We start from the raw sequence: 24,177 nt of genomic DNA on the forward strand, positions 1-24,177 counted from the left end.
ACGCGACGACAGGTGCACAGCCATGGGCGGACGACCCGCGGGTGGACTGCCCGCGCTGTATTTGCTGCCGCATCTGCGGCGGGCGCGCGACCTGGCGGATCGGCGGTACGCCGACCCGCTCCGGCTCGATGAATTGGCCGCCGCCGCAGGGGTTTCCAAGTATCACTTCCTGCGCGCGTTCGCCGCGGTGTACGGGCTGACGCCGGCCGCGTACCTGGCGGAGCGGCGGATCGAGCGGGCACAGGATCTGCTGCGCTCGTCCAATGTGACGGTCACCGAGGTGTGCATGCTGGTCGGTTACAGCAGCCTCGGCTCGTTCAGCAGCAAGTTTCGGCAGCTGGTCGGGGTGACGCCCTCGGAGTATCAGGCCAAGTTCGCCGACGGGGCGCCGCGCATTCCAGGGTGCTATGTGTTCATGCACGGCCTCAGCGACCGCAAGCCCGGCTGGCGTGATCGCGCAATTTCGGAGAAGCCACGCGCCACCGGCCGCCCATAGCCTGGTCGCATGACAACGATCACGAACGTCTCGCTGGTCACCGTGTACGTCACCGACCAGGACGAAGCGAAGCAGTGGTACATCGACAAGCTCGGTTTCGTCGAGGTCTCCGATATCACCATGGGCGACAACGGGTTTCGCTGGCTCACCGTCGCCCACCCGGCGCACCCCGAGCTGGAGGTGACACTGATGGTGCCCGGCCCGCCGCTGGACGACAATCTGGCCGACGCCATCCGGCGCGCGCTGGCGAACGGCACGCACGGCGCGCTCGGCCTGCGCACCGAGAACTGCCAGAAGGCCTTCGAGGAGCTCACCGCGAAAGGCGTCGAGTTCGTTCAGCCGCCCGCCGAGCGGCCCTACGGCACTGAGGCGATCATCCGGGACAACTCCGGGAACTGGCTGGTGCTGGTGGAGCAGAAGGAGTACTCCGCCACGGATTTCGCGTAAGACGAACCCCGTCGTCCCGGCACGGGCCGGAACGACGGGGGCGGCGGGTCAGGCGGTCGCCTGCGCGGCGACCCACTCCTCGACGAACGCGCGCTCGCTGTTGAGCACGCGATGATGCAGCTGTTCCGCGAGCGGTTCGATGGCGCCGCCGACCACCGGCACCTTGACCTGCACGGTGCCGACCACCTCGATCTCGGAGCCCTCCGCGGTCGAGCGCATCTCGTAGGTGCCCGACATCTCGGTGGCGATGCCGGTGGTCGCGCCCTCGAAGGTGCCCTTGGCGACCTCGCCGGTGAGCTCGCGCCAGTTGTCGGTACGCGAGAGCGTGAGCGGGCTCTTGAGCACCTTGCTCACGACGCTGGGAATCTTGTCCTCGGAAGCCTTTTCGGTCATGTGGATGCGGATGGTGCCCGCACCGTCGGGATGGGAGAGGTCGAGGGTCGCGGTCTCGGCGTCGGCGAAGCGCGCCTGCCAGACCTTGTCGTCGGTGAGTGCCCGGTGAAGATCTTCGACCGGGACGGCATAAGGCACGGTGAAGCTGAATTTTCGGGACATGCGCGACACCGTAGCCGAGCCGGTCGGTAGCCTGTTGCAGTGTTGGAAACCACGCAGTCTGATCGACGCTCGATCCGCCTGCGGCGGGCCGGGATCGGCGTGCTCACCGCCGCGACGGTGGTCAGCGTGCTGGTCGTGCTGCTGGTGCTGGCCGCGTGGCGCAACGACTATCTGATCAGCTCGGACAAGGGTGTGACCAGCGCCGAGGTGCTCTCGGCCGGCCGCCTGCGCTCGGCGGTCATGTACGTCACCCCGGACGGCGAGACGCACAATCCGAAGGTCGGCGTGCTGTACCCGACCAATCTCACTGCGGGCGAACGCATCCGGGTGGAGTACAACCGCGAGGACCCCGACCTGGTGCGAGTGGAGGGCCGCGACGTGCGCGTCGCCATTCCCCCCGCGCTGTCGGTGATCGTGGTGGTGTGGCTGGTCGCCCTGCCGACCCTGTGGCTGCTGGCCCGGCTACGCGGACGACGACCGCGACCGAGCTGAATCAGCGCGCCCACAGCGGCGACATCCGGCTACCGTCGGGCAGGACGGCCTCGAAGCCCGCCGTATCGCGACGAACGCCTCGTCCGTCCGTCGTTGGGGTTGCCGACCACGATCGGGCCGCCCCCGGGACGACGAGCGCACGGCAAGGAAGCGGTGGCCGTGCTGCGCCCCCTTGCTCGGCGCCACCGAGCAGGGCGTGGCCGATCCGCGGTACCACGCGTGCGGCATGTGACGGCGCGGTCCGAGGAGTTCGCTCGATCTTCAGGTCCGCTTCACGCTGGTGTGGGGGCCCGGCGCGGTGCGGACGCCACGCTGAGGGGGTGCGTGTAGCGATCGTCGCGGAGTCGTTTCTGCCGAATATGAACGGCGTCGTCAACTCGGTGCTCCGGGTGGTCGATCACCTGGACCGGCACGGCCACGACGCGGTGATCATCGCCCCGGACACCCCGCGCGGTCTGCCGCCCGCCGCGCGCTGGCACGAGCGGTTCCGGGTGCACCGGGTGCCCGCGGTGATGGTGCCCAAGATCAGTTCGCTGCCGGTGGGGCTGCCGCAGCCCGGGATCGTCTCGGCCATCGAGAATTTCGACGCGGACGTGGTGCATCTGGCATCGCCGTTCCTGCTCGGCGCGGGCGGCCTGGCCGCGGCCGTGCGGCTGGACCTGCCGACGGTCGCGGTGTATCAGACCGACGTCGCCGGGTTCGCCAAGAGTTACGGGCTCGCGCTGGCCAGCCGGGCCGCGTGGGCCTGGACCCGGCGCATCCACGAGGGCGCGACCAGGACGCTGGCCCCGTCGCGGGCGGCGGCGGAAGACCTTGCGCAGCATGGCATTCCGCGCGTACACCGGTGGGGTCGCGGCGTGGACATCGACCGGTTCAACCCGGCCGCGCGACGCACCGCCTTGCGCGACTCCTGGCTCGACGGCGACAAACTGGTGGTCGGCTTCGTCGGCCGGCTCGCGCCGGAGAAGCATGTCGAGCGGCTCGCGGTGCTCGGCGACGATCCGGACATCCAATTGGTGATCGTCGGGGACGGGCCGGAGCGGAATCGGCTCGCGCGGATGATGCCGCGCGCCGTCTTCACCGGCGAGCTCGGCGGGGACGCCCTGGCCCAGGCCTACGCGAGCCTGGACGTGATGGTGCACGCCGGCGAGCACGAGACCTTCTGCCAGGGCGTGCAGGAGGCGCTGGCTTGCGGCGTCCCGGTGATCGGGCCCGACGCGGGCGGCCCGCGCGACCTGATCGCGCACTGCCGCAACGGATATCTGCTTCCGGTCGATCGTTTCACCGAGCTGCTGCCGAGTGCCGTCGCGGCGCTGCACGATCCGGTGCTGCGGGTCCGATTCGCCGGTGCGGCACGCAAATCCGTGCTGCACCGCACCTGGCCCGCCGTCTGCACGGAGTTGATGGGTCACTACGCCGACGTGACGGGTCACCGAATGCGGCTACCACACACGGCCTGATTCGCCATCCCGGAGCCGCCGAGCGAAACGTGACGACTGGTCTCGTGAGAACATGGGTGACTCGTCGGGTACGCCCACCATCGGCGCGCACCGGACGCAGGACCTGCACGCAAACCAGGAGGCACCCGACTTGAATGGCCTGAACACGCGCAGCGGCGGATCAGTCAGGGCCTCGTTGGACAAGCAGCCGCACGAGGTCGCGACGATGTTCGACGGCGTCGCGCGCCGGTACGACCTGACCAATACGGTGATCTCCGCCGGCCAGGACCGCTACTGGCGCTGGGCGGTGCGCAAGGCGCTCGCGCCGCGGCCCGGCGAGCGGGTGCTCGATCTCGCGGCGGGCACCGGGGTGTCCACGCTCGATCTGGCGAAGTCCGGCGCGTGGTGCCTGGCCGCCGACTTCTCGCAGGGCATGCTCGCCGCGGGCAGGCACCGCAGGGTGCCGATGGTGGCGGCCGACGCGATGGCTCTGCCGTTCGCCGACGAGTCCTTCGACGCGGTGACCATCTCCTACGGGCTGCGCAACATCACCGACCCGGAGGCCGCGCTGCGCGAGATGCTGCGGGTCACCAAGCCGGGCGGGCGGCTGGTCATCGCCGAGTTCTCCACGCCGATCGTGCCGGGGTTCCGCACGCTGTACATGGAGTACCTGATGAAGGCGCTGCCGAAGGTGGCGCGCGCGGTCAGCAGCAACCCGGACGCGTACGTCTACCTCGCGGAGTCGATCCGGGCGTGGCCGAACCAGCGGCAGCTGGCCTTGCGCATCGCGGGCAGCGGGTGGTCGTCGGTGAAATGGCGCAACCTGACCGGCGGGATCGTGGCGCTGCACCGCGCGTACAAGCTCTGAGCCGCGATCCGCGTCACACCTCACCGGCGATTTTCGCGACGGTGAGGGTCATTGTCACCTGCCGATAACGCGCGGTAAATTCGCCGCAATCGGCGGTCGCCATGATCGGAACCATGGTGGACGCAGGCACGACCCCCGCGGACGGCACCGCGCGGACGGCATGCTCGTACTGTGGCGTCGGGTGCGGCATCACGGTGCAGACCCGCGCGGGCACCGACGGAGCGCCGGTGATCGCCAAGGTCAGCGGGGACAAGCTGCACCCGTCCAACGCGGGCAGGCTGTGCACCAAGGGCGCGACCCACCTGGAGTTGATGCGGACGCCGGGCCGGATGGAGACCGCGTACCGACGTCCCGAGCGCGGCCAGGAGCCGGTGCCCGTGCCGGTCGACGACGCCGTGCGGGAGGCGGCCGGTCGGCTGCGCGCGATCCTCGACGAGCACGGCCCCGACGCGATCGCGCTGTATGTCTCCGGGCAGATGTCGCTCGAGGCGCAGTACCTCGCGACCAAGCTGGCCAAGGGCTACCTGCGGACCGTGCACATCGAGGCCAACTCCCGGCTGTGCATGGCGAGCGCGGGCACCGGATACAAACAGTCGCTCGGCGCGGATGGTCCCCCCGGCTCCTACGACGACTTCGAGCACGCCGATCTGTTCTTCGTCATCGGCGCGAACATGGCCGACTGCCACCCGATCCTGTACCTGCGCATGGCCGATCGGCTCAAGGCGGGAGCGAGGCTGATCGTCGTCGACCCGCGGCGCACCGAGACCGCGGCGCGCGCCGACCTGTTCCTGCAGATCGCGCCCGGCACCGACCTCGCGCTGCTGAACGGCCTGCTGCAGCTGCTGATCGAGAACGGCGACATCGACCACGAGTTCATCGCCGAGCACACCGAGGGCTGGGACGAGATGCCCGCGTTCCTCGCCGACTATCCGCCCGCGCGGGTCGCCGAGATCACCGGCCTCGCCGAGGCCGACATCCGCACCGCCGCGCAGTGGATAGGCGCGGCCGGCGAGTGGATGTCGCTGTGGACGATGGGGCTCAACCAATCCACCCACGGCACCTGGAACACCAACGCGCTCTGCAACCTGCACCTGGCCACCGGCGCCATCGGCCGTGTGGGCAGCGGGCCGTTCTCGCTGACCGGCCAGCCGAACGCGATGGGCGGGCGGGAGATGGGCTACATGGGTCCGGGCCTGCCCGGCCAGCGCAGCGTGCTCTCCCCCGCCGATCGCGCGTTCGTCGAGGCCGAGTGGGGCCTCGCGCCCGGCAGTATTCGCGACGAGGTGGGGCCGGGCACCATCGAGATGTTTCGGGAACTGGCCGCCGGGCAGATCAAGGCGGCCTGGATCATCTGCACGAATCCCGTTGCCACCGTGGCCAATCGGAAGACCGTGCTGGACGGGCTGGAGGCCGCCGAGCTGGTGATCGCCCAGGACGCCTATACCGAGACCGCCACGAACGCCTACGCCGACCTGCTGCTGCCCGCCACGCTGTGGGCCGAAGCCGATGCGCTGATGGTGAATTCGGAGCGCAACGTCACGCTGCTACAGCGCTCGGTCGATCCGCTCGGTGACGCACGCCCGGATTGGCTGCTGATCGCTCAGGTCGCGACGGCGATGGGCTTCAGCGGGTTCGAGTACGCCTCCAGCGCCGAGGTTTTCGCCGAGATCAAGCGGTTCGCCAATCCCGCCACCGGATATGACCTGCGGGGCATGGATTTCGAGCGGCTCAGGCAGGGGCCGATGCAGTGGCCGTGCCCGGACGGCACGCGCTCGCGCAACCCGATTCGCTACCTCAACGACGGTGTCAGCCAGCATCCGCACGTCGAGGCGGACGGGCACACGCCTCGGCTGGCGTTCGCCACGTCGACCAGGCGTGCGGTGTTCTGGGCGCGACCGCACCTGCCCGCGCGGGAAATGCCCGACGACGACTATCCGTTCCTGCTCAATACCGGCCGGCTCCAACATCAATGGCACACCATGACCAAGACCGGCAAGATCGACAAGCTGAACAAGGTGACCGGGCAGCCGTTCGTCGAGGTGCATCCGGACGACGCCGAACGGCTCGGCGTGCGCGCGGACGATCAGCTCGAGATCGCCTCGCGCCGTGGGCGGGCCGTGCTGCCCGTACGGATCAGCGACCGGGTCAGGCCGGGGGATTGCTTCGCGCCGTTCCACTGGAACGACGAGCACGGCGAGTATCTGACGATCAACGCGGTCACCAACGACGCCGTCGATCCGGACTCGCTGCAACCGGAGTTCAAAGCATGCGCGGTGTCGCTGCGTCGGGTCGCGGTGCCGCAGCGCCCGATGCCGGAATCTGCGCCGCCCTCAGCCCCGACGCCCGCGCTGGCCGCCGCGCACCCGCTGGCCGCGGTGTTCGGGTTGGACGCGGCCGCGACCCCGATGCTCACCGAGACCGAACGGATCTATCTCAGCGGGTATCTGGCCGCGCTACAGGCGCTTCCGGTGACCGGGCTGCCCGTCCTGCCCGCGGCCGCGCCGATGTCGGCGCAGAGCAGGCTCTGGGTCGACGGCGTGCTCGCGGGCATGTACTCGCGCGCCGAGGCCGGCGCGACGCAGGCCCGTCCGGTCACCGTCCTGTGGGCATCGCAGACGGGCTCGGCGGAGGAGCTCGCCGCGACGGTCGCCGCGCGGCTGACCGAAACCGGTTACGCGCCAACGCTGCTCGATATGGACTCCTGCGCGGTGGACGCGCTCTCCGGTGACGTGCTGGTGATCAGCAGCACGTTCGGGGACGGCGGGCCCCCGGACAATGGTGCCGATTTCTGGCAGCGGCTCGACGGCGGCGCCGCGCGGCTGACCGGCGTGCGCTATGCGGTTTTCGCGCTCGGCGACTCCTCTTACGACGACTTCTGCGGGCACGGGCGCAGATTGGACGAGAAGTTCGCGGAATACGGTGCCACCCGGCTGCTTCCGCGGGTCGACTGCGAGCCGGATTTCCACGACCCGGCGCAACGTTGGCTCGACTCGATCGTGGCCGTGCTGGGCGAAGAGCCGGAACACATTGTACCGGAGAGCGTTTCGGTACCCCCTTCGCGCGGTAACACGACAACGGCGGTACTCACCCGCACACAGGCCCTCGCGCCGGCACGGACTCGACGGGAGGCCATCCCGTTCACGAGACAGGCTCCGGTGCTCGCACCGCTGGTGCGCAACGAACCGCTGACCCTCAGCGGATCGACGAAAGAGGTGCGGCAGTTCGGGTTCGACCTGCGCGGGCTCGACGCCGGCTACGAGGTCGGCGACTCGCTCGGCGTGTGGCCGACCAATGACGCCGCGCTGGTGGACGAGTGGCTCAGCGTCACCGGGCTCGACGGACGTCGGACGATCGAGGTGGACGATCGGGAACTGCCCCTCGCGGAGGCGCTGCGCGCCCACTACGACATCAGCAAGGTGAGCAACGACCTGCTCGCCTTCATCGCCGAGCGCAACCCGAACATCCGGCTGGCCAAGCTGCTGCGCCGCGACAACCGCATCGAGCTCGACAACTACCTGTGGGACCGGCAGGCCGTCGACGTGCTGCGCGACTTTCCGGTGCGGGCCGATCTAATCGACTGGCTCGGCTCACTGAAAAAGCTCCAGCCGCGCCAGTATTCGATCTCGTCGAGCCCGCTGGTCAGCCCCGACGAGGTGCAGCTGACCGTCGGCGTCGTGCGCTACGGCGATCCCGCCGCCACCGGGTCGTCGGCCCGGCGCGGCGGGGTCTGCTCGACCTTCCTGGCCGACCGGGCCGGCGTCGACGTGCCGATCTTCCTGCAGCGCGCGCCGCATTTCCGTCCGCCCGCCGACCCGGCCGCGCCGATGATCATGGTGGGCCCCGGCACCGGCATCGCGCCGTTCCGCGGGTTCCTGCACGAGCGCAGGGAACTCGGCTGCACGGGACGCAACTGGCTGTTCTTCGGCGAGCAGCACGCCGCCGGAAACTTCTACTACCGCGGCGAGCTGGAGGACATGTTCCGCTCCGGCTTCCTCACCCGCCTGGACCTGGCCTTCTCCCGGGACCAGCGGGAGCGGATCTACGTGCAGCACCGCATGATCGAACACGGCGCCGAGCTGTGGTCCTGGCTGGCCGACGGCGCCCACCTCTACATCTGCGGCGACGCCACCCGCATGGCCAAGGACGTGGACGACGCCCTCCTGCGCATCGCCCGCGTCCACGGCAACCTGGATGACCAAGGCGCCCAAGCCTTTCGGAAGAACCTCATCGCTCAGAAGCGCTACGTCCGCGACGTCTACTGAGCCCGTCGACGGACTTCTCACACGGCCGGCGGATTGAGGCGGGTGAAGTCCGGGAGGCGGTAGTACGGGTAGTAGGGGTAGGGCGGCGTGGTGGCGCTGGCTTTGTCGAGACGGGCGACCTGGTCGGTGGTGAGTTGCCAGCCGATGGCGCCGAGGTTCTGGCGGAGCTGGTCCTCGTTGCGGGCGCCGACGATGACGGTGGCGACGGTGGGGCGGCGCAGCAGCCAGTTGAGCGCGATCTGCGGGACGGTCTTACCGGTCTCCGCGGCCAGTTCATCGAGCACGTCCACCACGTCGTAGAGCTTCTCGTCGTCGACCGGCGGACCCGCCTCGGCGGTCTGGTGCAGCCTGCTGCCCGCCGGAAGTGGTTGCCCGCGACGGATTTTGCCGGTGAGCCTGCCCCAGCCGAGCGGGCTCCAGACGACCGCGCCGACGCCCTGGTCCTGACCGAGCGGCATGAGTTCCCACTCGTAGTCGCGGCCGACCAGCGAGTAGTACACCTGATGCGCGACGTAGCGGGTCAGTCCGTGCTTGTCCGCCGCGGCAAGGGATTTCATCAGCTGCCAGCCGGCGAAGTTGGACGCGCCCAGGTAGCGGATCTTGCCCGCGCGAACCAGATCGTCCAGCGCCGCAACGACTTCCTCGACCGGCGTGCCCGCGTCGAAGGCGTGCAGCTGGAACAGGTCGATGTAGTCGGTGCCGAGCCTGCGCAGCGAGGCCTCGACCGCGCCGACCAGCCGAGCCCGCCCGGAGCCGTACTGCGTCGGTCCGGGTCCGGTGGGCAGCGACGCCTTGGTGGAGAGGAGCAGTTGGTCGCGCCGGCCCTTGATGGCCGCCCCGAGCACCTCCTCCGAGGCGCCGTCGGAGTAGACGTCGGCGGTGTCGAACATGGTGACCCCCGCCTCCAGGCTGATGTCCACCATCCGCCGCGCCTGTTCGGCGTCGGTGTCGCCCCAGGCGCTGAACAGTTCTCCCCGTCCGCCGAAGGTACCCGCGCCGAAGCTGAGCGCCGGGACGAGCAGACCGGATGCGCCGAGCCGCCGATACTCCATTGTGACTCCTAAAGGGTCTATAGTTCCGTTAACGACTAGGACGCTACACCCTTTCCGCGCTAAATGAAACTGGAGACCCATTATGAATCTGGACGAGGCCACGCCCGGCTCTATTCGCCCTGGTGGGCGCACCGCCCGCGTCCGCGAGGCCGTGCTGCGCGTCGCGGGCGACCTACTCGCCGAGCACGGCTTCGCCCACCTGGATCTCACCGAGGTCGCGGCGGCCGCGGAGGTCGGCAAGACCACCGTCTACCGCCGCTGGCGCAATCCGACCGGCCTGGTCATCGACCTCCTGAGCGACATGGCCGAACAGTCCCTGCCGCACGCCGACACCGGCTCGCTGCTCGGCGATCTCACCGCCAACGCCCGCTTGGTCGCCAAGACATTGACCGACCCCCGCCAGGGCAGGCTGTTCCAGGCCGTCATCGCCGCGGCCACCTGCGACGAGGCCGCAGCCACCGCCCTGCGCCGCTTCTACGACGTCCGGCTCACCGAGTGGGCGCCGTGCGTCGAACGCGCCATCGAACGCGGCGAGGTTCCCGAGGGCACGGACCCGCGCGCCGTGCTGTCCGCCGTCTCCGCACCCCTGTACTACCGGCTGCTCGCCAGCGGCGACTCCATCGACGACGCGGCCGCGGCCACCGCGGCGACCGCCGCGATGAACGCCGCGACGGCGGGCACGTTCACTTAGGTTTTCCGAGCGACGAGCCGTTCGGCCTGCTCGCGGTGGACACGCAGCGCCGTCCGGAGAAAGTCGAGTATCAGGGCGAGCTGGTCGGAGTCGTAGCGCCCCAAGGCTTTTGCGCCCGCCTGCCCGACCGGCTCGAAGATGTCCTCGGCCACTCCTCTCGCCGCGTCGGTAGGCGCGACGAGCACCCGTCGCCGGTTGACGGCGTCCTGCGCGCGCGTGACGAGCCCGGCCCGTTCGAGCCGGTCGATGACCGTCGTGGTCGCCGCGGGACTCAGCTTCAGCTCGGCGCTGAGCTCCCCCGCCGCCAGCGGCCCGCGACCCAGCACCACGTCCAGGCACCGCAGGTCGGTCCGGTTCAGCCCGAGGTGGCCGGCCGCCGCCTCGTCGAACGTGTCGAAACTCCGCTGGAGCAGCCGTAACTGCGAGCCGACCTGGCCGATCAGTTCATCTTTCGACATTCGAAGCTTTCTGTTACCGTACATTTCGATCATCGAACGATAACATGGAGCAGGCACGACCATGAACCAAACCCACATCCGCACCGACGACGCTCAGATCCGGCAGCTGTTCCACGATTTCATGCAGGCGTGGACCGACAACGACGCCGCGGCCTTCGGCGCGCTGTTCACCGAGGACTCCGACTACGTGTCCTACGACGGCACCCGCGCGACGGGGCGCGCGGAGCATCAGCGCAACCACGACAAGCTTTTCCGCGGCGTGCTGGCCGGCTCGGCACTGGTCGGCGAACTCGAGTCGATCCGCTACGTGGCACCCGACGTGGCCGTGCTGCACGGCACCGCCTCGGTCCTGATGCCGTGGCGATCCAGCCTGCCCCGGCGCAGGCTGTCCCGGCAGACCGTGGTGCTCGTGCGCACGCCGGAAGGCTGGCGCTTCACGGCGATTCACAATGGCCGGGTGCGGCCGGTCACCGTGCCGGAGCCGAACTCGTTGCCGTCCAAGATGTCTCAGCTGATGACCCGGGTCGCGCACAGGCTTGGTGCGGGCAGGCGGCTCACGCCTGCCTGACCCCGGCTACGCGGGCCAGGCGGCGCTGCGTCCGGTGAGGGCGAGGACGCGATCCAGGGCGGAGGCCTCGGCGGGCACCGGCAGCACCGGGCCGAAGAGTCCCGGCGTGCCCTCCGGCGGGTTCTCGCGCAGCAGGTCGAGCAGGATCGCCAGGTCGGCCGCGGTGGCGTGGAACGGACCGTCGGTGGCCTTGGCCAGATCCCAGCCGTGCACGACCAGTTCGTTCAGCGCGATCCTGGCCATCACCGGCGCATGCTCGCTGACCCCGCCCGCCTCGGTCACGCCGTCCCAGGCCTCCGGCTCGCGCCACGCCTCCACGAGCGCCTTCAGCTGCGCGGGAATGCGCGTGCGCCAATCCTCGGGTAGCGCGCGCTCGGGGCCGACGGAGGGCGCGACCGACCCGCCGACCGCCTCCTTCGTCGCGGCCTGCCGGAACGCCTCGGTCAGGTCGACGACGTGGGCGAGCAGATCGCGCACGGTGGTGTCGGCGCACGGCGACTCGCCCGCGAGCTGATCGTCGGTGACGCGGACGACCACGGCCCCGAGGGCGGTGGCGGCCGGTTCGAAATCGAATTCCTGATTCATCGGATTCTCCTGGGCATGCGGGACGTCTCTTCCTGTGCAGACGACGCGGCGCCGCGGGATTCATCGCACGCCCCGAATTCCGCCGGGACGCACGCCGTGCCGTGCGCGCGGCCGAATCCACCGGCCCCCGGCTCACCGCCCGCGAGACCCCCTCGCGACCAAGTCGTGATCGCGAAAGATGCTGGAAAAGCGGACAATTGGTAGATGAAGGGTGATCGAGTTGAGATCGTTGTCGACTTCGGCGACGGGTCTCGCAGTTATGAAGTCGTCGCCACCCGGGCGGGGCGACGAGTCGAGGTGCGCATCGCGCGCGGCGTCGTCGAGGTGAGCGAGGTGACCCGCACCGGAACCCCCGTGCGCACCGCGCGGTTCATGGCGGGACGCACGCTGGCGCTCGTGGAGTTTCCCGCCGACGGAAGCGGGCCGACGGCCGGCGACTAACCTAGCCCACGCCGGGTAGTTGCTCGGCAATCGAACATGACGCATCCTCGACAGTGCTGAACTGTTGTCCGCCTTGATTATGGCGTGCCGCACCGGGTACGCCCCGACCGAGGCCACTACGGAGAGGAGCGCATGATGCCCGATCGCCGCACGTCCGACGACATTTACGCGGTACCGGAAGCCGACCTCGCCGAGCAGTCGATCCCCGCCTACCCGAGCGAGCCGGGCTATATCGACGACGGACCGGATGAGGGCGACGCCATCGACCCGGAGATCGCCGAGACCGTCTCGCGCGACGCGTGGGACGCCGACCCGGCCGACGTGCTGGACCAGTCCATCCCCATCCCCTTCGACGACGAGCCGGACCTCATCTGACAGCGGCGGGCCGAGCGCTTCAGGGAGCGATTTTGGCGCGCACCGTCGCGTGCAGCTCGCGCAGACTGGAGCGCTCGGTCGCCACCTCCAAAACCCGCATGCCATGGGCGTTTCCGGCCAGTTCGACGGCCAGCTGTTCGGGGTCGACCTGCCGGTGCGGGATACGATAGGCCGCGCACAACGCCGCCAGGTCCATCCCGTGCGGCGTGCCGAAGACGCGCTCGAACACCCCCGCGTACTGCGGATCACCCTGCTCCAACAGTTCGAAGATGCCGCCGCCGTCGTCGTTGGCGACCACGATGGTCAGGTCCGCGGGCCGAGGCTCGCCGGGGCCGATGAGCAGGCCGGACGCATCGTGCAGGAAGGTCAGGTCGCCGATCAGCGCCACGGTGCGGCCCTCGTGCCGCAGCGCCGCCCCGACCGCGGTGGAGACGGTGCCGTCGATGCCCGCGACGCCGCGGTTGGACAGCACCCTGATGCCGGGGCGCGGGTGCGAGACCAGCGCCGCGTCGCGCACCGGATTGGAGGCGCCGAGCAGTAGTTGGTCGCCCTCCCGCAGCGCGTTCATCACGACCGCGGCCACGTGCAGGCCGGTCGGCTTCGGGTGCCGGTCGAGTTCCTGGCGCACCACGTGATTCGCCTTCGCGTCGAGCTCGCGGCAGTACGCCAGCCACTCCGGGCGCGGCGTGCCGGTGGTGACCGCCCTGGTCCCGGTGCCGAGGACATTGCCCGAGACGTCGGGCCAGCGCGGCCCGGTGGTGAGCGCGTAGACCCGAACAGCCGGATCCGCAAGGACTTTCGAAACCTGACGATGCAGGGTCGGTCGACCGGTGATGATGGCCTGGCGCGGCTTCAGCAGCGGCAGCGCGAGCGGATGCAGGGCGGGGCCGTGCATGGGGGCGGTGGGCTCCGCGACGGTGGGCAGCTCGGCGAGCTCCGGCCGCAGGCCCGCGCCGTGGCCGGAGATGACGACGGTGTCGGGGGTGAGGTCCAGATCGAGCGGCACGTCCAGGGTGGCGTACTGGGTCTTGGTCCACGCCTGGTCGTCCGCGCGCCCGCCCGGCGCCAGCTCGCCCGGCGCGAGGTCGGGCACCAGCGGCTCGCGCAGCGGGATGTCGAAGTGCACCGGGCCCGCGTTGCCGGAGCGAGTGCCCCTGGCCGCCGCGAGCACGCGGCAGACCGCTGAGCGCCACTGACTGTTCTGATGCCCGTACGCCGCGCAGTCGGCGGTCACGTCCTCCTTCTCGGCGAGGCCGAGGCTGACGGTGGCGCGGACCTGGCTGCCGAACAGGCCGAGCTGCTCCACCGTCTGATTCGCGCCGGAGCCCAGCATCTCGTAGGGCCGGTTGGCGCTGAGCACGACCAGCGGGACGCGGGCGTAGTTGGCCTCCAGCACGGCGGGGCCGAGATTGGCCACCGCGGTCCCCGACGTCATCACCACGGGCACCGGCAGGCGGCTGGCCACCGACAAGCCGATGGCGAGGAAGCCCGCCGTGCGCTCATCGACGCGCATGTGCAGCCGCAGCCGCCCCGCGGCGTCGGCGGCCTGCAGCGCGAAGGCCAGCGGGGCGTTGCGCGAGCCGGGGCACAGGACGACATCCCGCACCCCGCCGCGCGCGAGTTCGTCCACCACGACCTGCGCTTGTGCTGTAGACGGGTTCACAGCTCCAGCCTCTCAGACAGTAGGCCTCGCGTCTTCGTCGCCCTGCTCACACCGGCCAGGCCGCTTGTCGAAGTTCGGATGGATGCATCCGGGTCCGCCGAGCCGCGCGATGAATGGGCCCGAACGGCGAAACGCGCCGCACATCGAAAGATCCGGCCGCGGGCGGCCGGTCGATGTGCGACGCGTTCGACGTGCACGGTGTCGATTCAGTTGGCGTGCTTCTGAACCAGGTCGCCGACTCGCGGCAGCGCCTCGATGACGTTCTTCTTCGCCGACGAACGCATCGACGAGTAGACCTTCTTCAGCGCGGGCCGGGTGGACGCGTCGGCGCGGGCGTCGGTGACCGAGAGCAGCGCCTCGGCGACCTCGTCGGACTTGGCGACCAGCAGATCGCCGAACGTGCCCGACCCCGTCGCGGCGTACTCCTGCCAGAACGGGTCCAACTGCGCAAGCAGCTTGGGCGCCAACGACTCCAGCGCATCAGGAACGATCGACGGGCTGATCTTCTTGACCGCCGCGTAGCCACCCTTCACAGCCAGGCCGGACGCACCACCCTTGTCCGAGACCTCGGCATCAAGAACCTCGACGGCATCGGCGAGAAAAGCCGGGCGCTTGGCGTCGTCGAGCAGGGATTCAGACAGTGCTGCAACCACTTTCAGGTCCTCCGGAATAGGTTTCGATGAACGAGCAGGCGCAACTATACGCATCCCCGCGCGACTGGTCGCGGCACTCACCGGCTCAAGGCTGCCACGGCAGCAGCTGCACCATCAATCCTTCGCAGTCCGCGAGCAAATTGCCCTGCTCATCGAGCAATTCGGCGGTGATGAAGGTCTTGCGCCCCTCGATGCGGTCGACACGACCCCGCACCGTCAGCGGCACCTCGAGCGGAGTGATCTTGCGATAGTTCACATGCAGATACGCGGTGCGGCTGATCGGTCGTCCGGCGTAGTGCACGATCATGCCGAGCAGATCGTCGAACAGCAGCGGGAGCACGCCGCCGTGCGCGGCGCCGTTGCCGCCGAGGTGAAAACGCCGGAACTCACCGGTCATCCGGATGCCGTCCGGGCCCGCCTCGACCACCTGCCACGGCAGCAGCAGAAGGCTTCCGCGCCCGGGCAATTCGACGGCGCGGCCCGCGGGACCCTGGAGTTCGGGCGCGCGATAGGGCTCGAGCAACGCGATCAATTCCTGCGCCCGGTCGAGTGCCGCGCCGAAGACCTCGTCGGGCGCGTCCACCGAGACCGCGAGATCCTGCAGCGTCCGCATCGCCTCGACGAACGGGCCGAAATTGCGCCCGATCTTCGCGCGGGAGACCTTCGGGAATCCCCCGTGCTTCTCGTACCGGGACTCGTCCACCGCGCTGCGGTCGATAACCGGTTTCACTCGCCCTCCCGCCACCCGGCCGCCGCCCCTCATTGAATCGCTTCGCGATGCTTTCTCCATAGATGCACGGTATCGCGTTGTTTTACACCGTCAAGTCACCTCGTGACCACGGCACCGAGTTATCCCCTCCGACATCGAGGGCAATAATCACTCGGGTGACGTTCAATCCGAAGTTGTGGCGACCCGTCCCCGGGTTCGAGAACCTGACCGACATCACCTACCACCGGCACATCGAGCAGGGCACGGTCCGTGTCGCCTTCGATCGCCCCGAGGTGCGTAATGCGTTCCGCCCCCACACGGTCGACGAACTCTATCGGGCGCTCGACCACGCGCGGATGACCCCGGACGTCGGCGCGGTGCTGCTCACCGGCAACGGGCCGAGCGAGAAGGACGGCGGCTGGGCCTTCTGCTCCGGCGGCGACCAGCGCATCCGCGGCCGCAACGGCTACCAGTACGCCAGCGGCGAGACCGCGGACACCGTCGATCAGGCCCGCGCGGGGCGGCTGCACATCCTCGAGGTGCAGCGGCTGATCCGGTTCATGCCGAAGGTGGTCATCGCGCTGGTGAACGGCTGGGCCGCGGGCGGCGGGCACAGTCTGCACGTGGTCTGCGATCTGACGCTGGCCAGCCGCGAGCACGCGCGCTTCAAGCAGACCGACGCCGACGTCGGCAGCTTCGACGGCGGTTACGGCAGCGCCTATCTCGCGAAAATGGTGGGCCAGAAGTTCGCCCGCGAGATCTTCTTCCTCGGCCGGCCCTACACCGCCGAGGAGATGCATCAGATGGGTGCGGTGAACAAGGTCGTGGACCACGCCGAACTGGAAGACGTCGCGCTGGAATGGACCGCCGACATCAACGGCAAATCGCCGCAGGCACAACGGATGTTGAAGTACGCGTTCAATCTGCTCGACGACGGACTGGTCGGCCAGCAGCTGTTCGCGGGCGAGGCGACGCGGATGGCCTACATGACCGACGAGGCGGTGGAGGGCCGCGACGCGTTCCTGGCGAAGCGCAAGCCCGACTGGACCCCCTACCCCTGGTATTTCTGACATGGACATCCTCAGCAGCCGGATCATCCTGCGGCCGACCGACTACGAGCGGACGCTCGCTTTCTACCGTGACAGCCTCGGGCTGGCCATCGCGCGAGAATATCCAGGTGGAACCGTTTTCTTCGCTGGACAGTCGCTGATCGAGGTGGCCGCGCACGGCGGATCGGGCCGGCCGTCGCAGTTCGACGGTGCTATTTGGCTGCAGGTGCGCGACGTCTCGGACGCGGCGGCGGAGCTCGCGCTGAAGGGCGTCGCCCTCGATCGGGCGCCCGTTCAGGAGCCGTGGGGACTGATCGAGATGTGGGTGCGCGACCCGGACGGGGTACCGATCGTGCTCGTCGAGATTCCGCCGGATCACCCCATCCGACGGGATACCCGCAGGTCAGCGGGCTGAGTTTACATTTGCAAGTGCAATCGGGCGGCGAGCCGAGTTGCCAACGGCCGTCTCGGCGAGGACGATAACGCTCGATGGCCGCCGACCGCCGATGCCCGGCCGGCCACCGTGCGTAACCCGTCCGACGAGTGAATCGCAGTCTCGATGCCTGGCGTACCTGAACCCCATTTCCCGGGGGCGGCCACCCGCGTCCCGCGCCGCCCCAGCAAACCGACCACCCGTTCCGCGTTCGGCGACGCGGACATGACACGATCGCTACCGTGAGCGAGCGCAGTGGGCGAGCCGTAGGCACAGTGCCTCTGGGGAACAGCGAGGTGGAGTCGTGAGCGAGCGAACCATCGACACAGCGTCCTCGCGAACGATGGAGCCGAGCGCTAGCGAGGTGGAGTCGTGAGTCGCACTCTCCGCACCCTGCCCATGCCTACCGGCTCCGGGGCGGGCGAGGTGCTGCCGCATCTGCGAGAAGCGTTGGAGGGCAACGGGCCCGCGTGGCTGCCGATCCCGACCAGCGACCGTCGCGAGGCCAGGCGGCTCAGCGACGCGCTCTCCCCCGGCGAGACCATCGATGACGAGGTCGCGCTCGTGGTGACCACGTCCGGCACCACCGGCGTGCCGAAGGGGGCCATGCTGAGCGCCGCCGCGCTGCGGGCCAGCGGCACCGCCACCCATGACCGACTGGGCGGGCCGGGCACCTGGCTGCTGGCCCTGCCGACGCACCACATCGCGGGCATCCAGGTCTTGTTGCGCAGCATCCTGGCTGGCACCCAGCCGACCATTCTCGACGTGTCGGGCGGGTTTCTGCCCGAGGCGCTGGCCGGTGCGGTCTCGGCCATGCGCGGCGAGCGTCGCTATACCGCGCTGGTGCCGACCCAGCTGATCAAGGCGCTCGACGCGCCCGTCGCCGCGGCCGCGCTCGCCCAGCTCGACGGCGTCCTCGTCGGCGGCGCGGCCACGCCGGTGCCGGTGTACGAGCGCGCGAAAGCGGCCGGTATCAACGTGGTTCGCACCTACGGCATGAGCGAGACCTGCGGCGGCTGCGTCTACGACGGCCTGCCGCTGGACGGCACGCAGGTCCGCATCGAGGACGGCAGGGTAGTGCTCGGCGGCGCGATGATCGCCTCGGGCTACCGCGGGCAGCCGGACCATCCGGCCTTCGCCGAGCCGGGCTGGTTCCGGACCGAGGACGCGGGCACCTTTATCGAGGGCAGGCTCAACATCACCGGCCGACTCGACGAGGCGATCATGACCGGCGGACTGCTGGTGATCCCGCAGGTGGTCGAGGCCGTGCTGATGAACCACCCGGCCATCCGCGAGTGCGTGGTGCTCGGCCTGCCCGACGAGCGCCTCGGTCAGCGCGTGGCGGTCGTGGTGGTCCCGGCGCCCGGCGCCGTGCCGACCCTCGAGGAACTGCGCGAACACGTAGTGGCGGAACTGGATTCGATAGCCGCGCCCCGCGAACTCACGCTGGTCGACGAGATCCCCATGCGCGGCCCGGGCAAGCCCGACCGCACCAGGCTCCGGGAAAGTCTGCTCACCGAGTCGCCGCGCTGACATCGGCCGCTCAGTCCGTGAACGGGTCGCGCACCGAGATGGCCGGGTACTTCCGGAAGTCGCGGTCCCGCGTGTAGATCGTCGAGACGCCGTGCTCGAGCATGAGCGCGACGATCACCGCGTCGGGCACCTCGTTGCCCCGCCCGCCGCCGACCCGGGTATAGCACCGCCAGAAGTTCGCGCCCTCCGCGACCACCCGGATCGACGGCGACGCCAGCACCGCGTCGATGGCCTGCTGGGCCGCCGCGATCGGCAACGGCGACGAGCAGATCGTCGGATGCGTGACGATCCGTAGGTAGCTCTGCAAGACGGGCCAGAACACGGTCGTCAGCTCCGGCCCGCGCAGCATGTCTTGCACGAGCGCGGCGGCCTGTCGATGCACGGGCGAACCGGCGTCCGAGGCGTAGATCAGGAGATTGGTGTCGACCGTGCGCGACATCAGTCGGCCGCGTCCAGCGCCGCGTACAGCGCGTGCTTGTCCTCGATATCGACGCGCAGGCCGAGATTCGTACTCGGCCAAGCGATATCGACGGAGGGCAGCCGGTCTTCCTGGGCGATCGCACTGGCGAGCAGTTCGGAAACCAATTGTCCCAAGGTCTTTCCCTCCCGCTTGGATCGATGTCGAAGGTGCTCCAAGACGACGGCATCGATGTCTATTGTCGTCCGCATGCATCTGATGCTATCCGATTACGCATCTGATGCATAGGGGTTGTCATCGGCGTGCAAGGGCCGTGCAAGAGGCGAGCCGCACAGTCTTACCCATGACTTCTTTCACACCCACTTCAGCACTCGCCGTCGAGGCGGACGGGCTGGTCAAGGTGTTCGGGGAACAGCGCGCCGTCGACGGCGTGAGCCTGGCGGTGCCGCAAGGCTCTGTGTACGGCGTGCTCGGACCGAACGGCGCCGGCAAGACCACGACCATCAAGATGCTGGCCACCCTGCTGCGGCTCGACGGCGGCAGCGCCCGCATCTTCGGCCACGACGTGGTCGCCGAGCCGACGGCCGTGCGGTCGCTGGTCGGCGTCACCGGCCAGTACGCCTCGGTCGACGAGGACCTCTCCGCCACCGAGAACCTGATCCTGTTCTCCCGCCTGCTCGGCCTGAGCCGCGCCGACGCGCGCCGCAAGTCGGCCGAGCTGCTCGAGGAGTTCGATCTGGTCGAGGCGGCGGCCAAGCCGCTCAAGAACTTCTCCGGCGGCATGCGGCGCAGGCTCGATCTGGCGGCCAGTCTCATCTCGACCCCGCCGCTGCTGTTCCTCGACGAGCCGACCACCGGCCTCGACCCGCGCACCCGCGCCCCAGATGTGGGACACCATCCGCAGACTGGTTCGCGAGGGCGCGACGGTGCTGCTCACCACGCAGTACCTGGACGAGGCCGATCAGCTGGCCGACCGCATCGCGGTGATCGACCACGGCCGGGTGATCGCCGACGGCACCGCCGACGAGCTCAAGGCCTCGGTCGGCGGCTCCTCGCTGCACCTCACCCTGGTCGACCGGGGTCAGCTCGACGAGGCCAGGCGCATCGTCAGCGAGTTCCTCGGCAGCGAGGCGACCATCACGCCGGAGGCGGGCCGGCTGACCGCGCCGCTGCAGGACGCGGGCGTCACCGCCGATCTGCTGATTCGCCTGCGCGAGTGGGAGATCGGGATCGAGGAGATCACCGTCAGCAAGCCGAGCCTGGACGAGGTCTTCCTCACCATCACCGGCCGACCGGCCGACGACACCGACACCGAAAGGAGCGCGGCATGACCACGATCACCGCCCCCTCTCCCGCACGCCGGGCCGCGCCCGTGAACATCCCCGAGGTGAGCGATCACATCGGCCTGCGCAGGGCGGTGGAAGACCTCGTTCACCATGGCCTACCGCGGACTGCTCAAGATCAAGCACAATCCGGAGCAGCTGTTCGACGTCACCGTCCAGCCGATCCTGTTCACCGCCCTGTTCGCCTACATCTTCGGCGGGGCGATCGGCGGATCCGTGCACGACTACCTGCCCACCCTGATCCCCGGCATCCTGGTGCAGACGGTGGTGCTGACCTCGGTCGTCACCGGAACCCAGCTGCGCGAGGACATGGACAAGGGCGTCTTCGACCGCTTCAAATCCCTGCCCATCGCCCGCATCTCGGCGCTGGCCGGCGCCTTGATCGCCGACATGGTGCGCTACACCATCGCGACGGTGCTCACCGTCGTGGTCGGGCTGTGCATCGGCTACCGCCCCGACGGCGGCTTCGCCGGCGTCGTGGTGGCCGGGCTGGTCATCATCGTGTGCTCGTTCGCGGTCAGCTGGATCTGGGCGCTCGTCGGCGTCACCGGCAAGAGCGCCTCCGGCGTGCAGGGCATGTCGATGATGATCATGTTCCCGCTGACCTTCATGTCCGGCGCGCTGGCGCCGGTGCAGACGATGCCGGGCTGGCTGCAGGGCCTGAACCACGTGAACCCGGTCTACTACATGGTGAACGCGTGCCAGGACCTGATGAACGGCAACGTCTACGGCAGCAACCTGGCCTACTCGCTGCTCGGCTCGGCGGTGGTGATCGCGATCTTCGCCCCGCTGGCCGTCAAGGCGTACATGCGCCGGGCGTGATTTGGTCGAAAAACGAGGCAGGGCAACACCGGAGGGCCTTCCGGTGTTGCCCTGTCTCGTGCACGGAACGCGTCACCACACGCGCCGTGCCGCGCGTCACGGTGCCGGCAGCTCGGACAGAATCCGCTTGATGCGCTCGGCCGCGGCCTGCCTGCGCATACCGTTCGTCGCGGTTCGCGCCCGCGCCAGCCGGTCCTGGCCGAGCAGGCCCTCGACCAGCTCGGCGTGCGTCGCCCAGCGCATCGACGGATAGTCTTGGCGGCAAAAGACTTTCGGCGCCAGCGCGAACAGTTCGAGCCCACGATCCAGGTCGCGTCCGGTGACGATCGCGTACGAGCCGACGGCGCAGGCGATGGCGCCGATCTGCGGCAGATCGACGTAGCGCCCGAGCACCGTCTCCGCCTGCTCGATCAGCTCCTCGACCAGCTTGTCAGCGGTGTCGGCCGCGCCGTGCAGCACCCGCGCGTCGATGGCCGACGCACCGATCATGAGGTGACCGGGCCCCTGCCGCTCCGCCGCGGCGGGCCAGCCGCAGAGTTCCAGGGCGCGGTCGTAGCGGTAGAGTCCGCCCGCGACATCTCCCTTGGCGAGCGCCAGCTCGGCGGCGCTGTGCATGACGGCGACGAGCAGATGGTTCTGCCCCGGCACGGTCGCCTCGGCATCGGTCGAGCCGAAGGCGAGGTCCAGCTCGTGCTCGGCCGCCGCCGTGTCGCCCGTGCCGAGCAGCGCCGCGACCAGCATGCTCCTGGTCTCGATGGTGTCCTCGTAGGCGCCGAGCCGCTGCAGCATGTCGAGCGAGCGGCGGTAGTGCACAACGGCTTTCGCGTACTCCGCGATCTGCCCGTATACCTGGCCCAGGTGCCTGCTCACCATCGCCGCGTTCCAGACGTTCTCGGGACCGAAGATATCCAGTGCCCGGACCGCGTCCACCGTCGAACCGCGCACGTCGCCGAGGTTCTCCTTCACGTTCGCGCGCAGCAGCAACGCGCTGGCCCGGGTTTCGACATCCGGGGAGCGGACCGCGTGCGCGATCAACCGGGCGAGGCCGCGGCCGTCGGGCCTGCACAGCGTGATGCTGCTGGTGAAGCGGATGCTGGGGCTGAGATCGGCCCGGTCGCGCAGCATTCGGCGCACCTTGGTCCGCAGCCGCGCGAGGTCGCGCACCGGGCCGCGGTCGAAACTCAGATGCATGAACATCGTCTCGTAGCTGAGCATCACCAGGTCGGCGCGTGGCGCGTCCGCGTCGCTCATGTCGGGCTCGACCTCGGCGACCCGCTTGGCCCAGGAGACCACCTCCATGTGCGATCCCCGCAGGATCCACAGGGTGGCGACGACCGGAAAGACCGTGTACGCCGTGTTCGCGTCCCGCCGGTCGAGCGCGTAGCGCAGCGTCGCGAGCAGATTGTCCAGCTCGGCGGAGACCGACTGCGCGAGCCGCACCTGGTCACCGGTGAGGTATCGGCCCGCGATGTCGTCGGCGTAAGTCCTGGCCCACAGCAACATTCGGTCGGTCACCAGATCTGCCTCGTCCGGCAGGGCGGCCAGCCGCTCCTCGCCGTACTCACGCACCGTCTCCAGCATGCGGTAGCGAGTGCCGAGCGCGTCCTCCTCCAGGACGGTGAGCAGCGACTGGTTCACCAGGCCCGCGACGGCCGCCGCGACGTCGTCGACGTCGGGGCCGCGCGCGACCACCTCGGCGGCGGACAGGGTGAAGCCGGCCGGGAATCGGCACAGCCGCCGTAGCGCCGCCTGCTGCGCGGCGTCGAGCAGGTTCCAGCTCCAATCGATCACCGCGTGCAGCGTGCGGTGTCGCTCCGGCGAGCTGCGATCGCCGTGGCGCAGCAGCGAGAACCGGTCGGCCAGTCGAACATTGATCTCTTCGACGCTCATCACCCGGACCCGCGCGGCGGCCAGCTCGATGGCCAGCGGCAATCCGTCGAGGGTGTGGCAGAGCTGGGCCACCACCTCCGGATCGAGCCGGACGCCCGGGCGGATCGCCCTGGCCCGCGCCTCGAACAACTCGGTCGCGGGCGATCCGGCGGCGTCGATGGTCAACGACGGCAGCGGGTAGACGGTCTCGGCGGTGATCATCAACGGCGCCCGGCTCGTGGTCAGCACCGTGAGCCGGTCGGCGGACCCGATGAGGTCGGCGACCACCACGGCGACCGCGTCGATCACGTGTTCGCAGTTGTCCAGGATCAGCAGCATGGGCCGCGCCGCCACGGCCTCGCGCAGGCGCTGGCGGGCGTCGATGCGGCTGATCAAATTCGTTGTGCCGTAGGTGAGATCGCTCAGGCCGAGCACGGCGCTGATCGCCGCCTCCAGCTCGACGCGCGCGTCGTCCTCGTCGGTCCGCAGCGAGGCCAGCTCCACCAGCACCACCCGGCGGGTGGCCGCGGCGCGGGCGCCGACCTCGTTGGCGATGCGAGTCTTTCCCGAGCCGCCGGGGCCGAGCACCGTCGTCACCCTCGACGTGCGCAGCAGCGCTTCGAGGGCGGCCAGATCGTCGTCGCGGCCGAGCAGGGCATTGGGCGCGGCGCGCAGGCCGATCGCGGCGGGTACGCCGACTTCCGCTGCGATATCGCGGTTTTCGGCGTCGTGATCGAGAGTGTGCGCGGCGCGCCGTTTCCGCATCGCGGCGTCGGGCTGGTCACTCGCGCCGGGGCCCGCCGCGTCTCCGCGCAGGATCGCGGTGTTCAACTCGACGAGCGCGGCGCCGGGGTCCGCGCCGAGTTGCTCGGCGAGCCGAGTCCGGAAGTCCGCGAAGGACTTCAGCGCCTCGTTGGCGCGGCCCGCCGCGGCGAGCAGCCGCATCAGGGTGAGCT

23 protein-coding genes and 2 pseudogenes are annotated in these 24,177 nt (G+C 69.6%); 15 read left to right on the top strand and 10 right to left on the bottom strand.

The genetic code is table 11. The features are described 5' to 3' along the window. Positions 1 to 22 precede the first annotated feature (22 nt). Entirely contained in the window at positions 23 to 496 is a 474-nt protein-coding gene (locus ON39_RS29960; protein WP_051187325.1) for a helix-turn-helix transcriptional regulator, read from the top strand. A 9-nt stretch (positions 497 to 505) separates the two neighbouring features. Beyond that, positions 506 to 943, top strand: a complete 438-nt coding sequence (locus ON39_RS29965; protein WP_040739357.1) for a VOC family protein — start codon at positions 506 to 508, stop codon at positions 941 to 943. A gap of 48 nt (positions 944 to 991) precedes the next feature. Here ON39_RS29965 and ON39_RS29970 read toward each other — a convergent pair whose 3' ends face one another. Next, positions 992 to 1,498 (bottom strand): DUF2505 domain-containing protein, encoded by a 507-nt coding sequence (locus tag ON39_RS29970; protein ID WP_040739358.1) that lies wholly within the window; start codon positions 1,496 to 1,498, stop codon positions 992 to 994. Between the two features lie 39 nt (positions 1,499 to 1,537). On the opposite strand from ON39_RS29970, the gene ON39_RS29975 reads away from it, so the two are divergent. From ON39_RS29975 to ON39_RS29990, 4 genes are all read left to right on the top strand, one after another. After that, on the top strand, positions 1,538 to 1,990 hold the full coding sequence (locus ON39_RS29975) for a DUF3592 domain-containing protein (protein WP_040739359.1): 453 nt from the start codon (positions 1,538 to 1,540) through the stop codon (positions 1,988 to 1,990). A 320-nt stretch (positions 1,991 to 2,310) separates the two neighbouring features. After that, the gene (locus ON39_RS29980; protein ID WP_083894775.1) at positions 2,311 to 3,450 is read left to right on the top strand and encodes a glycosyltransferase family 4 protein; all 1,140 of its coding nucleotides are present in this window, start codon (positions 2,311 to 2,313) and stop codon (positions 3,448 to 3,450) included. Between the two features lie 52 nt (positions 3,451 to 3,502). Beyond that, positions 3,503 to 4,297, top strand: a complete 795-nt coding sequence (locus ON39_RS29985) for a demethylmenaquinone methyltransferase (protein ID WP_255219310.1) — start codon at positions 3,503 to 3,505, stop codon at positions 4,295 to 4,297. A gap of 113 nt (positions 4,298 to 4,410) precedes the next feature. Next, a complete protein-coding gene (locus ON39_RS29990) occupies positions 4,411 to 8,559 on the top strand; it encodes a bifunctional nitrate reductase/sulfite reductase flavoprotein subunit alpha (protein ID WP_040739385.1) in 4,149 nt (1,382 codons plus the stop codon). A 17-nt stretch (positions 8,560 to 8,576) separates the two neighbouring features. Here the strand turns inward: ON39_RS29990 and ON39_RS29995 are convergent, their stop codons facing one another. Then, positions 8,577 to 9,611, bottom strand: a complete 1,035-nt coding sequence (locus ON39_RS29995) for an aldo/keto reductase (protein ID WP_040739361.1) — start codon at positions 9,609 to 9,611, stop codon at positions 8,577 to 8,579. A gap of 82 nt (positions 9,612 to 9,693) precedes the next feature. Between ON39_RS29995 and ON39_RS30000 the strand changes: the two genes are divergently transcribed. After that, positions 9,694 to 10,302 carry a TetR/AcrR family transcriptional regulator gene (locus ON39_RS30000; RefSeq protein ID WP_040739362.1) on the top strand — a complete coding sequence of 203 codons (609 nt, stop codon included), beginning with the start codon at positions 9,694 to 9,696 and terminating at the stop codon, positions 10,300 to 10,302. Here ON39_RS30000 and ON39_RS30005 read toward each other — a convergent pair. Then, positions 10,299 to 10,760 carry a MarR family winged helix-turn-helix transcriptional regulator gene (locus ON39_RS30005; RefSeq protein ID WP_040739363.1) on the bottom strand — a complete coding sequence of 154 codons (462 nt, stop codon included), beginning with the start codon at positions 10,758 to 10,760 and terminating at the stop codon, positions 10,299 to 10,301. The two genes, ON39_RS30000 and ON39_RS30005, sit on opposite strands and share 4 nt — an antisense overlap. 61 nt (positions 10,761 to 10,821) lie before the next feature. Between ON39_RS30005 and ON39_RS30010 the strand changes: the two genes are divergently transcribed. Continuing rightward, positions 10,822 to 11,328 carry an SgcJ/EcaC family oxidoreductase gene (locus ON39_RS30010; protein WP_040739365.1) on the top strand — a complete coding sequence of 169 codons (507 nt, stop codon included), beginning with the start codon at positions 10,822 to 10,824 and terminating at the stop codon, positions 11,326 to 11,328. A gap of 6 nt (positions 11,329 to 11,334) precedes the next feature. On the opposite strand, the gene ON39_RS30015 is transcribed toward ON39_RS30010, so the two are convergent. Next, positions 11,335 to 11,913: a TIGR03086 family metal-binding protein gene (locus ON39_RS30015; protein ID WP_040739366.1), complete on the bottom strand. Its 579-nt coding sequence runs from the start codon at positions 11,911 to 11,913 to the stop codon at positions 11,335 to 11,337. A 204-nt stretch (positions 11,914 to 12,117) separates the two neighbouring features. Between ON39_RS30015 and ON39_RS30020 the strand changes: the two genes are divergently transcribed. Together ON39_RS30020 and ON39_RS30025 are read left to right on the top strand one after the other, a co-directional pair. After that, positions 12,118 to 12,354 carry a DUF8836 family protein gene (locus tag ON39_RS30020; protein ID WP_040739367.1) on the top strand — a complete coding sequence of 79 codons (237 nt, stop codon included), beginning with the start codon at positions 12,118 to 12,120 and terminating at the stop codon, positions 12,352 to 12,354. A gap of 132 nt (positions 12,355 to 12,486) precedes the next feature. Then, positions 12,487 to 12,729 carry an Rv3202a family protein gene (locus ON39_RS30025; protein WP_040739368.1) on the top strand — a complete coding sequence of 81 codons (243 nt, stop codon included), beginning with the start codon at positions 12,487 to 12,489 and terminating at the stop codon, positions 12,727 to 12,729. A 19-nt stretch (positions 12,730 to 12,748) separates the two neighbouring features. Here ON39_RS30025 and menD read toward each other — a convergent pair whose 3' ends face one another. The 3 genes from menD to ON39_RS30040 form a co-directional block, all read right to left on the bottom strand. Next, positions 12,749 to 14,392: a 2-succinyl-5-enolpyruvyl-6-hydroxy-3-cyclohexene-1-carboxylic-acid synthase gene (gene menD, locus ON39_RS30030; protein WP_040739369.1), complete on the bottom strand. Its 1,644-nt coding sequence runs from the start codon at positions 14,390 to 14,392 to the stop codon at positions 12,749 to 12,751. Between the two features lie 206 nt (positions 14,393 to 14,598). Further along, positions 14,599 to 15,045, bottom strand: coding sequence for a DUF6918 family protein (locus ON39_RS30035; protein WP_040739370.1), 447 nt, complete (start codon positions 15,043 to 15,045; stop codon positions 14,599 to 14,601). A gap of 85 nt (positions 15,046 to 15,130) precedes the next feature. After that, positions 15,131 to 15,775, bottom strand: a complete 645-nt coding sequence (locus ON39_RS30040; protein ID WP_051187326.1) for a PaaI family thioesterase — start codon at positions 15,773 to 15,775, stop codon at positions 15,131 to 15,133. A gap of 155 nt (positions 15,776 to 15,930) precedes the next feature. On the opposite strand from ON39_RS30040, the gene ON39_RS30045 reads away from it, so the two are divergent. The 3 genes from ON39_RS30045 to menE all read left to right on the top strand — a co-directional run bounded on the left by ON39_RS30045 (position 15,931) and on the right by menE (position 18,769). After that, positions 15,931 to 16,824: a 1,4-dihydroxy-2-naphthoyl-CoA synthase gene (locus ON39_RS30045; RefSeq protein ID WP_040739371.1), complete on the top strand. Its 894-nt coding sequence runs from the start codon at positions 15,931 to 15,933 to the stop codon at positions 16,822 to 16,824. 1 nt (position 16,825) lies between these two features. Next, positions 16,826 to 17,218 carry a VOC family protein gene (locus ON39_RS30050; RefSeq protein ID WP_040739372.1) on the top strand — a complete coding sequence of 131 codons (393 nt, stop codon included), beginning with the start codon at positions 16,826 to 16,828 and terminating at the stop codon, positions 17,216 to 17,218. Positions 17,219 to 17,635: 417 nt separating this feature from the next. Next, positions 17,636 to 18,769: an o-succinylbenzoate--CoA ligase gene (gene menE / locus ON39_RS30055; RefSeq protein WP_040739373.1), complete on the top strand. Its 1,134-nt coding sequence runs from the start codon at positions 17,636 to 17,638 to the stop codon at positions 18,767 to 18,769. Between the two features lie 10 nt (positions 18,770 to 18,779). Here menE and ON39_RS30060 read toward each other — a convergent pair whose 3' ends face one another. Together ON39_RS30060 and ON39_RS30065 are read right to left on the bottom strand one after the other, a co-directional pair. Further along, positions 18,780 to 19,208: a TA system VapC family ribonuclease toxin gene (locus ON39_RS30060; protein ID WP_040739374.1), complete on the bottom strand. Its 429-nt coding sequence runs from the start codon at positions 19,206 to 19,208 to the stop codon at positions 18,780 to 18,782. Further along, positions 19,208 to 19,438 carry a hypothetical protein gene (locus ON39_RS30065; protein WP_040739375.1) on the bottom strand — a complete coding sequence of 77 codons (231 nt, stop codon included), beginning with the start codon at positions 19,436 to 19,438 and terminating at the stop codon, positions 19,208 to 19,210. The genes ON39_RS30060 and ON39_RS30065 overlap by 1 nt, the downstream gene beginning before the upstream one ends. Before the next feature lie 92 nt (positions 19,439 to 19,530). On the opposite strand from ON39_RS30065, the pseudogene ON39_RS30070 reads away from it, so the two are divergent. Both ON39_RS30070 and ON39_RS30075 read left to right on the top strand, forming a co-directional pair. After that, positions 19,531 to 20,518: pseudogene (locus ON39_RS30070) on the top strand (ATP-binding cassette domain-containing protein). After that, positions 20,515 to 21,352, top strand: a pseudogene (locus ON39_RS30075) (ABC transporter permease). The pseudogenes ON39_RS30070 and ON39_RS30075 overlap by 4 nt, the downstream one beginning before the upstream one ends. 96 nt (positions 21,353 to 21,448) lie before the next feature. On the opposite strand, the gene ON39_RS30080 reads toward ON39_RS30075, so the two are convergent. Continuing rightward, on the bottom strand, positions 21,449 to 24,177 hold a 2,729-nt coding region (locus ON39_RS30080), incomplete at its 5' end, for an ATP-binding protein (RefSeq protein ID WP_040739387.1).

Source organism: Nocardia tenerifensis NBRC 101015, from assembly GCF_000308715.1.
GTDB lineage: Bacteria > Actinomycetota > Actinomycetes > Mycobacteriales > Mycobacteriaceae > Nocardia > Nocardia tenerifensis.